Origin of the sequence: Actinoallomurus iriomotensis (genome assembly GCF_030269445.1) — a bacterium.
Classification (GTDB): domain Bacteria; phylum Actinomycetota; class Actinomycetes; order Streptosporangiales; family Streptosporangiaceae; genus Actinoallomurus; species Actinoallomurus iriomotensis.
The window spans coordinates 841,044-854,559 of sequence record NZ_BSTJ01000001.1; the positions used below are offsets into that span (position 1 = coordinate 841,044).

Below are 13,516 nucleotides of genomic sequence, written 5' to 3' on the forward strand. Positions count from 1 at the left end.
CCTCTATCGGACGTTTGACCAGATGAGAGGTGCCATGGGCAGGCTTGACGGCAAAGTGGCGCTCATCACGGGCGGCGCGCGGGGTATGGGCGAGGCGCATGTCCGGCGTTTCGTCGCCGAGGGCGCCCGCGTGGTCTTCGGTGACGTGCTGGAGACCGAGGGCGGACGGCTCGCCGAAGAACTCGGCGACGCGACGCGGTTCGTCCGGATGGACGTCACCCGGCCGGACGACTGGCAGGCCGCCGTCGACACCGCGCTGGCCGACTTCGGCGGGCTCGGCGTGCTGGTGAACAACGCCGGGATCCTCCGCTACGGCCGGATCGAGGACATGTCCCTCGACCAGTTCACCCGGATCATCGAGGTCAACCTGGTCGGGCAGTGGCTCGGCGTGAAGTCGGTCATCGGCGCGATGAGGACCGCGGGCGGCGGCTCGATCGTCAACGTCTCCTCCACTGAGGGTTTCGTCGGCGCCACCGGCCTGGCCGCCTACAGCGCCAGCAAGTTCGGCGTACGGGGTCTGACGAAGGCGGCCGCGCGTGAGCTCGGGGAGTACGGCATCCGCGTCAACTCCATCCACCCGGGCGCCATCCTCACGCCGATGGTCACCGACGACGCGGCCCTGGTGTCGGCCAAGGCGGAGAGCGCCGACGCGTTCCTGCGCGCGCTGCCGCTCGGGCGGATGGGCACGCCGGAGGAGATCCCCGCGCTCGTGGTCTTCCTCGCCTCGGACGAGGCGACGTACTGCACGGGCAGTGAGTTCGTGGTCGACGGCGGAATGCTCACGGGAGCCGGTTACTGACCTGGTCGGCCCCTCCGGCGCCGGCCGCCACGCCACCACCGGCCCGCTACGGCGCGGCGGCGCCGTGGCCGGGAACCGGAGACGGGAGGATGGCGGTGAGAGAGGCACGGAGGTCGGCCAGGTCGTCGAGGACGGCGTCGGGGCCGGCGGCGGTGAGGTCGGCGCGGGACGTGATGCCGGTGGCGACCGCGACGACGCGGGCGTCGTTGGCACGGGCCGCCTCGATGTCCAGAACCGAGTCGCCGACCAGGACGGTCGGGGTGGCGGTGCCAGGGCCGTAGCGAGCCTCGGCGCGGGACCGGGCGGCCGGGACCAGGCTGGGGCGGTGCTCGTCGTCGGTGCCGGTCGCGGCGACCCGCAGGTCCAGCGGGGGCGCCAGGCCGAACGCCGCCAGCTTGAGCCGCGTGGTGGCGGCCTGGTTGCCGGTGAGCACCGACTGGACGACGCCGGGCGTCCGGTCCAGGGCCGCCACCACCGCACGGACGCCGGGCAGCAGCCGCCCCCGCGACGCAAGCCGAGAACGTTCCGCCGCCACCCGCTCCACCTCGAGGCGCAGCGCCTCGGGCAGCAGCCGCTCCGCGGTGGCCGCGTCCGCGCCGTACTCCCGCAGGATCGCCCGTAGGATCTGCCGGATCGTGCGCCCCGGCACCACGTGCACCGGCCGCGGTGGCACGCCCAGCAGCTCCCCGCAGAGCGTGAACCACACCTCCCGGTCGAACGCGCCGGCGTCGAGCAGGGTCTGGTCGATGTCCCAGAGCACGAGCGCCATCGGCTACCGCGCCGCCCCGGCCGCGTGGACCGGCACGACCAGCCCGGCGCGGGCCTCCGTCACCGGTACCGTGCCGGCCGCCGCCCGGGCCGCCTCGAACGACTCGGCGTCGTCGTACCCGAGCAGGTGGCTGACGACCAGCCGGCCCACCCCCGCCGCGACGGCCAGCTCGCCGGTGAGCGCGGCGGTCAGATGACCGTGCTCGGCCAGCATGGCCGGGTCGGCGTCCAGGTAGGTGGCCTCGCAGACGAACACGTCGGCGCCGGTCGCGGCGGCCAGCACGCCGTCGCACCAGCCGGTGTCGGACGAGAACGCCAGCGTTCGGTCGCCCAGCGCGAAGCGCAGCGACGCGCTCGGCACCGCGTGCCGGGCCCGGAACGCGGTCAGCGTGATGCCGTCCGCGACCGCCACCTCGGTGCGGCCGTCGCGCTCCAGCGGCCGGATGTCGAACGCGGTGGCGAGCGGGCGGCCGACCACCGGATCGGTCGGCACCGCCACCCACTCGTCCAGCGCGGCCAGCGTGCCGGTGCTGTCCTCCGGTACCCACAACGGGATCCGGGCCGGCGGCGTCTTCGTCAGCAGCCGGGTGAAGGCCAGCGGCACCACGTCGAACATGTGGTCCTGGTGCAGGTGGGTGAGCACGATCCCGTCGAGCCGGTGCTCCAGGCCGCGCGACACCAGCTCGGTGACGATGCCCGGCCCGCAGTCGACGAGGACCGTCGAGCCGGCGTGCCGCACCAGGTAGCCGGAGCAGGCCGAGTCCGCGTCCGGCCGGCCGGCCCGGAAGCCGAGCACCGTCAGTGTCGTGTCGTTCACCGATCCTCCTCGGTCGTGGATACCACCAGGTCGGGACCTGCGGCGGCGGGCGCGGTGCCGCCGGAAACGCGGCGGGCCCCGGCGGTCTGTTCCAGGCTGCGGTTCTTGGTCTCCGGCGCCAGCAGCACGGTGATCACCAGGCCGAGCAGCCCGGCCGCGACGAACAGCCACAGGGCGCCGCTCACGCCCCACGCCGCCACCATGTCGGGGAAGACGAGCACGCCGAGGATCGCGCCGAGCCGGCTCACCGCGGTGCCCAGGCCGGTGCCGGCGGCGCGCAGCTCGGTCGGGAAGAGCTCGGTGCAGTAGACCATGTCCAGCGTTCCCGGACCCATGTTGGAGAACAGGATCGCCATCGCGAACAGCACCACGATCAGCGCCAACGCCGGCGCGTGGACGAGCGCCAGCACCACCAGCACCGCCGTCTCGCCGGCGAACGCCGTGATCAGCACCGGCCGCCGGCCCCACGAGTCGACGAACGCGAGCGCGATCGCCGCGCCCACCACGCCGAGCAGGGCGATGATGGCCGATCCGAGGTACGCGGCCAGCTGGGTCGACCCGCCGAGCCCGGTCAGGATCGTCGGGCTGTACATCTGAATCCCGTAGTACGCCACGTCGTGCGCGAACCAGAACACGCAGACGAAGATCGTGGCGCCGACCAGCCCGCGGGCGAACAGCCGTCGCCACGAGGCGCTGCCGGCAGCGGTGGGGAGGTCGGGCTCGGCCTGCGGCTCCGGGAGCACCACGTCCTCCGGCGCGACCGCCGTGCCGCTGCCGGACACCACCTTCGCGATGACCCGCCGCGCCTCGTCGTGCCGGCCCTGCGCGATGAGGTAGCGCGGCGACTCCGGGATGCTGGTCCTGAACGCCAGCGTGACCAGCGCGAGCACCGCGCCGACGAGCAGCATCCAACGCCACGCGGTGGGGCCGATGGGCAGGAACGCCACGCCCACCAGATAGGCGGCCAGCGCGCCGACGTTCCACATCAGGCTGAGCGCCACGACCAGCCGGCCGCGGTCGCGCGCGGCGCCGAACTCGGCGGTCAGCGACGACGAGATCGGGTAGTCCGCGCCGAGACACAGCCCGAGCAGGAAGCGGGCGGCGATCAGTTCCCACACGTTCTGCGACAGCGCGGCCAGCGCGGCGAACACCACGAAGCCGATCAGGTCGAGCAGGTACATCTTCTTGCGGCCGAGCCGGTCGGCGATCCGGCCGAAGACCAGCGCGCCGACGAACATCCCGACAATGGCCGAGCAGCTGGTGACGCCGGACGTGAACGGGGTGAACGTCCACGACTTCTTCAGCACCGGCAGCGCGACGGCGATCACCGTCAGGTCGAAGCCGTCGAGGAACATTCCGATCGACGACAGCAGGGTGAGCTTGCGGCGGAACCCCGAGAGGTCCGCCAGGTCAAGAGTGGTGGCCGCCATCGCCCGGTCTCCGTCCGGTAGGCCATCAGGTGGACGCGACTGTGATTTATCAGTCTGGAACGAGAAATTACCATCACAAAGCTAAAATCAAGGTGGTAATTTCATCGCATGAGAAGCCGCAAGGACCCGGCGTCCCGCCAGCAGGACCTGGCCGAGCACATCCTGCGGGTCGGCACGGCTACCGCGCAGGAGCTGGCCGAACGCTTCGGCGTCAGCCTCGTCACCGCCCACCGCGACCTCGACGAGCTGGCCAAGCGCGGGCTGGTGCGCAAGTTCCACGGTGGGGTGACCGCCCAGCCGTCCAGCGTCTTCGAGAGCAACGTGACCTACCGGCGCCAGCTGGCCGTCGCGGAGAAGCGTGCCATCGCGCGCGCCGCGGTGGAGCTGATCGAGCCCGGCATGTCCGTCCTGCTCGATGACTCCACCACGACGCTGGTGCTGGCCGAGCTGGCCGCCGACATCGACCCGCTCACCGTCATCACGAACTTCGCGCCGATCATTCAGCTGATGATGGGCCGCAAGAACATCCGGCTGATCGCGCTGGGCGGCGAGTACAACGAGGCGCACGACGCGTTCCTCGGCTCACCGTGCACCGCGTCGGCCCGGGCACTCCACTCCGATCTCGGCTTCTACTCGTTCGCCGGGGTCTCCGACGGCGGCGTCCACCACCAGGAGCAGGAGATCGTGGTGACCAAGCGGGCGCTGCTGTCCGTCGCCACCCACCGCGTCCTGCTCGTCGACCACGCCAAGCTCGGCCGCACCGCCTTGCACCGCGTCGCCGACCTCGCGGACTTCGCCCACGCCATCACCGACTCCGGCGCCCCGCCCGACGCCCTCGCCGCCCTCACCGACCACGACGTCCCCACCACGGTCGCCGGCGCGAGCTGACCGGGTCACCGACCCGCGGGGCGGGGCGCCCTCACCGATCAGGCGGTCAACGGTCGGATTCGATGGTCGGACGGCCTTTCACGGCGCGGACATGGGCCAAGATAGGCGTCGACGGAGAGGAGCCCCGTGGCCGACCATCGGATGACCGCGACGTCGTATCTCGTGCTCGGGCTGCTGTCCGACGGCCCCGCGACGAGCTACGACCTCAAGCGCAAGGTCGCCGTGAGCATCGGCAACTTCTGGGAGTTCGCGCACTCCCAGCTCTATGACGAGCCGCTGCGCCTGGCCGACGCCGGGCTGGTCGACGTGGAGGCCGAGACGGGCGGCCGGCGCCGCCGCACCTACCGCATCACCGCCGCCGGCCGGGCCGCGCTGGCCGACTGGCTCGCCGAGGCCACCCCCGACCGGACCGACGTGCGCGACCCCGGCCTGCTCAAGCTCTTCTTCGCCCGGCACGCCCGGCCCCGCGACATCCGCCACCTCGCGATCGACCAGCGGCGTTCCCACCGCGAGCGCGCCGACGAGTACGAGCGGATCCACCGGGCGTTCGGCGGCGCCATCGACCGGTGGCAGCTCAAGTCGCTGGAGCTCGGCATCCGTTACGAGCGCACGGTCGAGGGCTTCTGGGCCGAGCTGCTCGAGGACCTGCCGGAGGCCTGAGCGGGCTCAGCCGCCTCGGTCCGGCGGGCTCGCGGCGACCGCGACCTCGTACGTCTCGGGCGGCCAGGCGCCGGGCTGGGCGCAGGTGCACAGGCCGTGGACGGTGATCGCCTGCGCGCGGACCACGGTGTACTCCGCCGGGCTCCGCGCCGGGCGCACCCGATTGCAGGTCAGGCACAGCAAAGCCTTCTCCCCCCTGCCCGCGACCCGCCACCGGGAGTGCCCCTCTCCCTGAGGCATCCCGGCGGCGGGCGCTGGCGCGGCGCGCCGGACCCGTCCCCTCAAACGGCTCCGGGCGGACCGCCGTCGTGCGGCTGCGTCCGGGCGAAAGTCGTCACCCGCCGTGCCGCGGTACGCACACTAGGCGACCGCGGGTTGCAAACACGTTGCACTCGCTCGATAGCAGTATGTGACAAATAGCAGGTGAAGGTTTTACGTATCGGGTTGCAACCTGAGCCGTCGACTTGGATGCTCGTAGGACCACCGCCCCCTGGAGACGCCCTTGACGCGGAGCAGCAAGGCACGCGATCCGATCGCCGACGGTGATCGACACGCCCCTGGCGACGCCCCCCGGCCCGTGGTCACCGACTCGTGGCGGCGTTCGCTGGCCGCGGGCGTCGACCCCGGTCTGGCGTCGGCTCCCCTGGTGTTCGACGCCGACACGATCACCGGCGTACGGCGGTCCCACCCGCTCGACCGGCACCTGACCATGCTGCGCGAGGCCCTGCGCGGGATGGCCGACGCGTCCGCCCACCTGATGGTGATCACCGACGCCGACGGCCACGTGCTGTGGAGCGAGGGGCCGCGCGCCGTACGCCGCCGGGCCGACGGCATCGGCCTCGCCGAGGGCTTCCGCTGGGCCGAGGAGGCGGTCGGCACCAACGGCATCGGCACGGCGCTGAGCATCGGCGGGCCGGTGTGCATCCAGGCCACCGAGCACCTCGCCCAGGTCCTGCACACCTGGTCGTGCGCTGCCGCGCCGATCACCGACCCCGACACCGGGCAGGTGATCGGCTGCGTCGACATCAGCGGCACGAAGAGCAGCCTGCACCCGGCGGTCGTCGCACTCGCCCAGGCGGCGGCGCGGCTGACCGAGGCGCAGCTCACGGTGGAGATGCACCGCCGCGACGAACGCCTGCTCGCCCGGCACCTCCACCGCCTGCGCGGCGACAGCCGGGTGCTGGTGACGACGACCGGGCGGGTGCTGGCGGCCGATCCCGACCGCTGGCGCGACCGGCGGATCATCGTCCCGGAGGCGGGACGGCGGGTGACGCTGCCCGACGGCCGCACCGCGGTCGCCGAGGACCTCGGCTCGGCGTTCCTGCTCCGCACGGTCGAGGGCGGCCGGCCCTCGCTCAAGCTACGGCTGCTCGGCGACCAGCAGCCGTGCGCCGTCCTCGACGGCCGGCGCATCCCCCTGTCGCTGCGCCACGCCGAGCTCCTCGCGCTGATGGCCCTGCACCCGCGCGGCCTGACCTGCGAGCAGTCCTCGTTCCATCTCTACGGCGACGAGGGCAATCCGGTGACGGTACGCGCGGAGATCCACCGGCTGCGCGGTCAGCTCGGCGACGTGGTGCGGGCCAAGCCGTACCGCCTCGACTGCGACGTGGAGGCCGACTTCCTCAACGTGCGGCGGCTGCTCGGCTCGGGCAACGTCGCCGGCGCCGTACGTCTCTACGCCGGGCCGTTACTGCCGCGCTCGGAGTCGGCGGCGATCAAGATCGAGCGGGACGACCTCGGCACCCAGCTGCGCCGGCAGTTGCTGCACCGCGGCGACCCGGACGACCTGTGGGCCTACACCCAGACGGGCGACGACGACCTGGAGATCCTCGGCCGGCTCGCCGCCGCGCTGCCACCCGGGGATCCCCGCCGGGTGGCGGCGCAGCTGCGCGAACACCGTGCGCTCTCCGACGGCTAGGTGCCCTAGGACCTGCTCTGGGGCTCCTCGACCATGTCGTCGAACTCGCCGTCCTTGACCCCGAGGATGAAGGCCTCCCATTCGTTCGGGGTGTAGTAGAGCGCGTCGCCGTCAGGCTTGCTGGAGTCGCGCATGACGACCATGCGGTCGGCGTGCTTGTGCTTGATCGGCACGTCCTTGCCGTCGACGAACGAGATCTCGACGGCCCCGGATTCCTCGGTCATGCGGGCCTCTTCTGTTGCGGGGAAGTCGGACGCCGGCGTCATGACGCAGGTCGCCCAGGCCAAGGCTATAGTCCGCGCGCTCTCGCGGCGGGGAGAACGGAATGCCGGCGCGATCCTCTACAGTTACCGACGGGTAATAACGATTGCGAGAGAGGCCACGATGATCGATCTGCGGCGCGAGGGCGACGTACACGTCCTGCGGTTCGACGACGGTGAGAACCGCTTCAGCCCCGACTTCCTGGACGCGCTGTCCGCGGCCCTCGACGAACTGACCGCCGCACCGGCGCCCAAGGCGCTCGTGACGACCGGCACCGGCAAGTTCTACTCCAACGGCCTCGACCTGGACTGGCTGAGCGCGGACGCCGATCGGTGGGGGCCGTACCTCGAACGCGTGCACGGCCTGTTCGCCCGGATGCTGACGCTGCCGATGCCGACGGTCGCGGCGGTCAACGGACACGCGTTCGCCGCCGGGGCGATGCTGTCCCTGACCCACGACTACCGGGTGATGCGCGCCGACCGGGGGTGGTTCTGCCTGCCGGAGGTGGACCTCGGGCTGCCGTTCACGCCGGGCATGAGCGCGCTGATCCAGGCGCGGCTGCCGAAGCTCACCGCGCACGAGGCCATGGTCACCGGCCGGCGGTACGCCGGGGAGGACGCCGTCGCCGCGGGCATCGCCCACCGGGCGGTGGCCGAGGCGGAGGTCGCCGCGACCGCACTCGCCCTCGCCGCCCCGCTGGCGGCCAAGGACGGCGCCACGGTCGCCCGGATCCGCACCGACTTGTACCGGCCGGTGCTCGATGTGCTGACGTGAGCTTTACGTAGGATTTCAGGTAGGTATAGTAGGCATTGCGGCCGGCGTCCCAGCGGCAGCCATCGCTTCGCCGGCCCGGCACACCGTCTCGACAGGTCCTCTGCGCGTCCGGACCGAGACGGGCGGAGGACCGGTCCCGGGTGGCAGCGGGACCGGTCTTCGGCTTTCACGCCCCCAGTCTTCACGCCCCCAGTCTTCACGCGCCGAGAAGGGCCAGCAGGCGCCCGGCCTGGCGTGCCGCCGTGCCGGGCGGGTTGCGCGGGCGCTCGGGATCCTCCGACAGCACGGACCCGAACCAGTACAGCGCCAGCAGCCGCCGGCACTCGCGGAGCCGCGCCGTCTCGGCGGGCGTCAGCTCGAACCGGGACAGGAACGCCGGCGCGTCGAGACCGTCGCCCACCCACACGCTGATGTGCTCGACCACCTCGGCCAGTTCGTAGGCGCGGTCGCTCAGCCCGGAGTACTCGAAGTCCACGATCCGGACCCGGGCGCCGTCCCACAGGTAGTTGGCCAGGTTGCCGTCCCCGAGCCCGAAGACGGGCGTGAACTCCGCGGAGAAGACCTCGTCCAGCCGGGGCCGGCCGGCCCAGTCGGTGACCGCGCCGAAGGCCCGCGCGACCAGCGGGTCCCCGTCCGGCGAGGGTCGCCGCGCGCACCAGGCACGCAGCCGGCGCAGGACGACCAGGGGGTGGAGCAGCCGGAACGGCAGAGCGCGCAGGACCGGCCCGGGGATCGCCGTCTGGACCCCGGCGACCGCCTCGGCGAGGCCACCGACCTGGGCGCCGGTCAGCCGGCCGGCGAGCGGCACCCCTTCCAGGCGCGTCATCGTCACGCTCGGCGGATCCGCTTCCAGGTCGGCGCGTCCGGGAGGTCGGTCGGGGTCGGTTGGTTGGGGAAAACCGGGCACGGGCGCCAGGCCCGGCGCGTGCTCGGCGAGCAGGGTCAGCGCGCGCCACTCGCGCCGGTGTTCGCCCTGGGCCCACCGGCGGTACCGCTTGACCACCGTGGCCGAGCCGACCTCGACCGCGTGTGTGTTCGCCATCAGCCGCTCCGCTCCGCCGGTCCTGTCCCGGAACCGTACGCCCTGGTCAGCGCCGGGGTCTTTTGCGCCGTCTTCGGTCTTTATCCCATCACACCGTTGATGTACCCTCAGTGACGGAACCAGTACATTATGTTATTCGGGGCGACAGGGGGTGGCGCGGCTCATGGCGCACGCGCCGCCCGGCCCCACGATCTCCGATCGATGGCAGTCCTGCCGACACACCGCTCGCCCAGGCGCTGATTCCCCAACTTTGGAGACGTCTCCTCATGTCGATGACCGCACCGGTCTCCGGCCCTCCTGTCCCCCGGCGCTGGATCGCGCTGGTCTTCATCGCCCTCGCCCAGCTCATGGTCGTCCTCGACGCCACCATCGTGAACATCGCCCTGCCCTCCGCCCAGCACGCCCTGGGCATCTCCGACGCCGACCGGCAGTGGATGATCACCGCCTACACGCTCGCGTTCGGCGGCCTGCTGCTGTTCGGCGGGCGGGTCGGCGACCTCATCGGCCGTAAGTACGCCTTCCTGATCGGGCTCGTCGGGTTCGCGGCCGCCTCGGCGGTCGGCGGCGCCGCGACCGGTGAGGGCATGCTCCTGGCCGCGCGCGCCCTGCAGGGGGCGTTCGGTGCGCTGCTCGCCCCGTCCGCGCTGTCCCTGCTCGCCGTCACCTTCACCACCCCGGCCGAGCGGGCCAAGGCGTTCGGCATCTACGGCGCGATCGCCGGCGGGGGCGCCGCCGTGGGCCTGATCGCCGGCGGCCTGCTCACCGAGTATCTCGACTGGCGCTGGGCGCTGTACGTCAACGTGCCGGTCGCCGTGGTCGGGCTGGCCGGCGGCGCCGTCTTCGTCCGCGACCCGGTCGCCGGCCGGTCCCGCGCCCGCCTCGACCTGCCCGGCGTCGTGCTCGTCACCGCCGGCCTGGTCGCGCTGGTGTACGGATTCACCCGAGCCGAGTCCGAGGGATGGGGCGAGCGCGGCGTGGTCGGCCTGCTCGTCGGCGCGGGGGTCCTGCTGGTGGCGTTCGCCGTCGTCGAGGCCCTGACGCGTACGCCGCTGCTGCCGATGCGGGTGATCCTCGACCGCAACCGGGGCGGCGCCTACCTCTCGGTCGGGCTGTCGGTGATCGGCATGTTCGGCCTGTTCCTGTTCCTGACGTACTACCTCCAGACCGTCAAGCGCTACTCCCCCGTCGAGACCGGCCTGGCGTTCCTGCCGATGACGGCCGGCATGGTCACGGGCTCGACGCAGATCTCCGCGCGGCTGATGAACCAGGTGCCGGCGCGCCTGCTCATGGTGCCCGGCCTCCTCGTCGCGGCGTGCGGCGTCGTGCTGCTCACCCGGCTGAGGGTCGACAGCGCCTACGCCACCTCGGTGCTGCCCGCCCAGTTACTCCTGGGCGTCGGGCTGGGCGCGGCGCTGATGCCGGCGATGAACCTCGCCACCGCGGGCGTCGACGCGCACGACGCCGGCGTCGCCTCGGCGATGGTCAACACCTCACAGCAGGTCGGCGGCTCGCTCGGCACCGCGCTGCTGAACACCATCGGCGCCACCGCCACCACCTCCTACATCGCGGCCCACGCGCAGGGCCCGCCCTCGCCCGCGCTCGCGGCCGCGGGGCTCGTCCACGGCTTCACCGTCGCGCTCTGGTGGGCGGTGGGCGTCATCTGCCTCGCCGCCGTCGTCGTCTCCGTGCTGGTCGACAGCCGGGGCGAGCGGCGCGCCGCCCGCGTCGTGGCCGAGCCCGGCGTACGCGAGCCCGGTGTGCGCGAAGCCGTCGTGACCGCCGAGACGCCGCCGCCGGCCAGGCAGCTGGCCTCCGTCGGAGCACGCGGCGAGCCGGTGGACGACGGGCCGCTCGCCGCGCGGACGTCACCGGTGTACGCGCCGATGGCGTCGGCCGGCCCGGGCTCGTTCGGCACTCCGGTGCACGGCCGGGTGCGCGGCGGCGACGGCGCGCCGGTCTGCGGCGCCGCGCTGACCCTGATCGACCTGGGCGGCCGCCAGGTCGACCGGGCCACCACCGGCGTCGACGGCGTCTACGCGCTCCGGGCGCCCGGCGTCGGCCCGTACATGCTGATCACCGCGGCCGACGGGCACCAGCCGCAGGCCGCCACCGTCGCGGTCGCCCACGAGCCGCTCCACTACGACGTGACGCTCTCGGGCACCTCCGGCCTGGCGGGCGTGGTGCGCAGCGCCGCGACCGGCGCACGCGTCGACGGCGCGATCGTGGTGGTGACCGACGCCCACGGCGAGGTGATCGCCTCGGCCCGGACGGACGCGGCCGGGGAGTTCGAGTTCGACGACCTCGTCTCCGGCACCTTCGTCGTGGCGGTGACCGCGAACGGTCACCGGCCGGGTGCGCTGCCGGTCGCCGTCGACGGCCAGGGCACCACGCACTGCGAGGTCGAGCTGCCGGCCGGCGCCCGCGTGCACGGCACCGTACGCGCCGGGTCGGACAACCTGCTGCTCTCCGACGCCCGGGTCACGCTGGTCGACGCCGCCGGCAACGTCGTCGCGACCGCCACCACCGGTCCCGACGGGGCGTACGCCTTCGAGGACCTCGACCCCGGCACGTACACCGTGATCGCCAGCGGCTACCCGCCGGTGGCCGCCGCCGTGATGATCGGCGAGACGGCGCCCGAGCCGTTCGGCCTCACCCTCAGCCACCCGGACGAGTGACCCACCGAGGAGAGACATCGATGTCAGCGGACCACCGCGGCGTACGCGCACGGATCCGTACCAGGGACGGCTGGGCCGTGCCGCACGCGGTCGTGACCGTCGCCGACATGACGGGCCAGCAGGTCTCCCGGGCCCAGGCCGACCCCGAGGGCGTGGTGTGCACCGGGCCGCTGCCCACCGGGCGCTACACCGCGATCGTCACGGCCATCGGGTACGCCCCCGCGGCCTCCACCGCCAAGGTGGGGCCCGCGGGCGCGGCCGAGCTCGGCACCGTGGTGCTGGACCGCCAGACCGGCGCCGCCGAGCTGCCCCTCCCCGGGCCGTGGACGATCGATCCGGCGCACTCGAGCATCATGGTCACCGTCCGGCACCTGGGCCTGTCGAGCATCCACGGGCGGTTCGGGGAGTTCGGCGGGCGCATCGACGTGGCCGAGCCGGTCGAGCGGTCCCGGGTGAGCGCCGAGATCAAGGCCGCCACCATCGACACCGCGAACGCCACGCGGGACGGGCACCTGCGCGGTCCCGACTTCCTCGACGTGGAGCGCTTCCCGGTGATCAGCTACCTGGGCGCCCGCGTCGTGCCGGCCGGCGGCGAACACTGGACCGTCCACGGCGCGCTGTCCCTGAAGGACGTCCGGCGTCCGGTGGAGCTGGACCTGTCCTACCTCGGCACCGGCCCCGATCCGTGGGGCGGCGTCCGCGCGGCGTTCCGCGCGACGACCGAGCTGCGGCGTGAGGACTTCTCGATGGTCTACAACCAGATCCTGTCGGCGGGCATCGGCGCGATCGGCACCACGCTGCGCGTGGCCATCGACATCCAGGCCGTCCGCGGCGAACGGCTGCCCACCGGCTGATCCGTCAGCGCGGCGGCGAGAACGACGGCCCGCCGACGTGGCCGGGACGCGTGCGCTCGGCCAGGCCGGCGGCCATGCCGTCGAGGTCGAGCCCCCGCCTCACCAGGTCACGGCTCAGCGTGTCCATGATGGTCAGGGTGACGTGCAGAAAGACGTCGGGCGCGAGCCGGCGCACCTCGTCCTCGTACACGCGGTGGGCCTCGGGGTTGCCGGTGAGCGCGGCGAGCACGCCCGAACGCACGCGCTGGCTCATCGTGCGCCAGACCTGCTCGCGCTCGGGGATGGCGCCGCTGCGCCAGGGCCCGTTGTAGTCGAGCGAGCGGATCAGTTCGTCGGCCGGCTCGCCGCCGCGCAGGTCCCACAGGACGGCCCAGAAGGCGATGAGCCAGTTCATCCCGGTGAGCACGCGCAACGGGTCGGTGTCCATCGCCCCGAACAGCTCCGCCTGCGGCCGGTCGCCCTCACGGAACGCGAGGGCCTCGATGCGGACGATGTCGTCCATCTCGAGCAGGTCGGGGGGCGGCCGACGGAGGACGGTCGACCGCCGGGAGGCCGTGTCCCGCAACTCGACCCCGTCCCCCTCAGGAAGGGTCGACCACGTATACGGCCCGGACATGATCACAATCGTAA

Annotated in this window: 14 protein-coding genes; 7 read left to right on the forward strand and 7 right to left on the reverse strand. The window is 73.0% G+C overall.

Features of this window, described 5'->3' with window-relative positions; translation table 11 throughout:
• The first annotated feature begins 34 nt into the window (after nt 1-34).
• Complete coding sequence (locus tag QSK37_RS03985) at nt 35-799, forward strand: glucose 1-dehydrogenase (RefSeq protein WP_285580892.1); 765 nt, start codon at nt 35-37, stop codon at nt 797-799.
• A gap of 46 nt (nt 800-845) precedes the next feature.
• On the opposite strand, the gene QSK37_RS03990 is transcribed toward QSK37_RS03985, so the two are convergent.
• Genes QSK37_RS03990 through QSK37_RS04000 form a run of 3 tightly spaced genes read right to left on the reverse strand, consistent with a single transcriptional unit; the run spans nt 846 to nt 3,814 of the window.
• Nucleotides 846-1,568: an HAD family hydrolase gene (locus QSK37_RS03990; protein WP_285617585.1), complete on the reverse strand. Its 723-nt coding sequence runs from the start codon at nt 1,566-1,568 to the stop codon at nt 846-848.
• 3 nt (nt 1,569-1,571) lie between these two features.
• On the reverse strand, nt 1,572-2,384 hold the full coding sequence (locus tag QSK37_RS03995; RefSeq protein WP_285617586.1) for an MBL fold metallo-hydrolase: 813 nt from the start codon (nt 2,382-2,384) through the stop codon (nt 1,572-1,574).
• Nucleotides 2,381-3,814 carry an MFS transporter gene (locus tag QSK37_RS04000; protein WP_285617587.1) on the reverse strand — a complete coding sequence of 478 codons (1,434 nt, stop codon included), beginning with the start codon at nt 3,812-3,814 and terminating at the stop codon, nt 2,381-2,383. Before QSK37_RS04000 ends, QSK37_RS03995 begins: the two co-directional genes overlap by 4 nt.
• 108 nt (nt 3,815-3,922) lie before the next feature.
• Between QSK37_RS04000 and QSK37_RS04005 the strand changes: the two genes are divergently transcribed.
• Together QSK37_RS04005 and QSK37_RS04010 are read left to right on the forward strand one after the other, a co-directional pair.
• Entirely contained in the window at nt 3,923-4,702 is a 780-nt protein-coding gene (locus QSK37_RS04005) for a DeoR/GlpR family DNA-binding transcription regulator (protein WP_285617588.1), read from the forward strand.
• A 126-nt stretch (nt 4,703-4,828) separates the two neighbouring features.
• Nucleotides 4,829-5,362: a PadR family transcriptional regulator gene (locus QSK37_RS04010; RefSeq protein WP_285580904.1), complete on the forward strand. Its 534-nt coding sequence runs from the start codon at nt 4,829-4,831 to the stop codon at nt 5,360-5,362.
• A 6-nt stretch (nt 5,363-5,368) separates the two neighbouring features.
• On the opposite strand, the gene QSK37_RS04015 is transcribed toward QSK37_RS04010, so the two are convergent.
• Nucleotides 5,369-5,545 (reverse strand): hypothetical protein, encoded by a 177-nt coding sequence (locus tag QSK37_RS04015; RefSeq protein ID WP_285617589.1) that lies wholly within the window; start codon nt 5,543-5,545, stop codon nt 5,369-5,371.
• Nucleotides 5,546-5,864: 319 nt separating this feature from the next.
• On the opposite strand from QSK37_RS04015, the gene QSK37_RS04020 reads away from it, so the two are divergent.
• Nucleotides 5,865-7,280, forward strand: coding sequence for a helix-turn-helix domain-containing protein (locus QSK37_RS04020; protein WP_285617590.1), 1,416 nt, complete (start codon nt 5,865-5,867; stop codon nt 7,278-7,280).
• Between the two features lie 5 nt (nt 7,281-7,285).
• Here QSK37_RS04020 and QSK37_RS04025 read toward each other — a convergent pair whose 3' ends face one another.
• A complete protein-coding gene (locus QSK37_RS04025; RefSeq protein WP_285617591.1) occupies nt 7,286-7,504 on the reverse strand; it encodes a DUF397 domain-containing protein in 219 nt (72 codons plus the stop codon).
• 160 nt (nt 7,505-7,664) lie between these two features.
• Between QSK37_RS04025 and QSK37_RS04030 the strand changes: the two genes are divergently transcribed.
• On the forward strand, nt 7,665-8,315 hold the full coding sequence (locus QSK37_RS04030) for an enoyl-CoA hydratase/isomerase family protein (RefSeq protein WP_285617592.1): 651 nt from the start codon (nt 7,665-7,667) through the stop codon (nt 8,313-8,315).
• Between the two features lie 196 nt (nt 8,316-8,511).
• Here QSK37_RS04030 and QSK37_RS04035 read toward each other — a convergent pair whose 3' ends face one another.
• The gene (locus tag QSK37_RS04035; RefSeq protein ID WP_285617593.1) at nt 8,512-9,357 is read right to left on the reverse strand and encodes an aminoglycoside phosphotransferase family protein; all 846 of its coding nucleotides are present in this window, start codon (nt 9,355-9,357) and stop codon (nt 8,512-8,514) included.
• Nucleotides 9,358-9,629: 272 nt separating this feature from the next.
• On the opposite strand from QSK37_RS04035, the gene QSK37_RS04040 reads away from it, so the two are divergent.
• Together QSK37_RS04040 and QSK37_RS04045 are read left to right on the forward strand one after the other, a co-directional pair.
• Entirely contained in the window at nt 9,630-12,032 is a 2,403-nt protein-coding gene (locus tag QSK37_RS04040) for an MFS transporter (RefSeq protein WP_285617595.1), read from the forward strand.
• Nucleotides 12,033-12,052: 20 nt separating this feature from the next.
• Nucleotides 12,053-12,886 (forward strand): YceI family protein, encoded by an 834-nt coding sequence (locus QSK37_RS04045; RefSeq protein WP_285617597.1) that lies wholly within the window; start codon nt 12,053-12,055, stop codon nt 12,884-12,886.
• 4 nt (nt 12,887-12,890) lie between these two features.
• Here the strand turns inward: QSK37_RS04045 and QSK37_RS04050 are convergent, their stop codons facing one another.
• Complete coding sequence (locus QSK37_RS04050) at nt 12,891-13,502, reverse strand: hypothetical protein (protein ID WP_285580917.1); 612 nt, start codon at nt 13,500-13,502, stop codon at nt 12,891-12,893.
• Nucleotides 13,503-13,516: the final 14 nt, after the last annotated feature.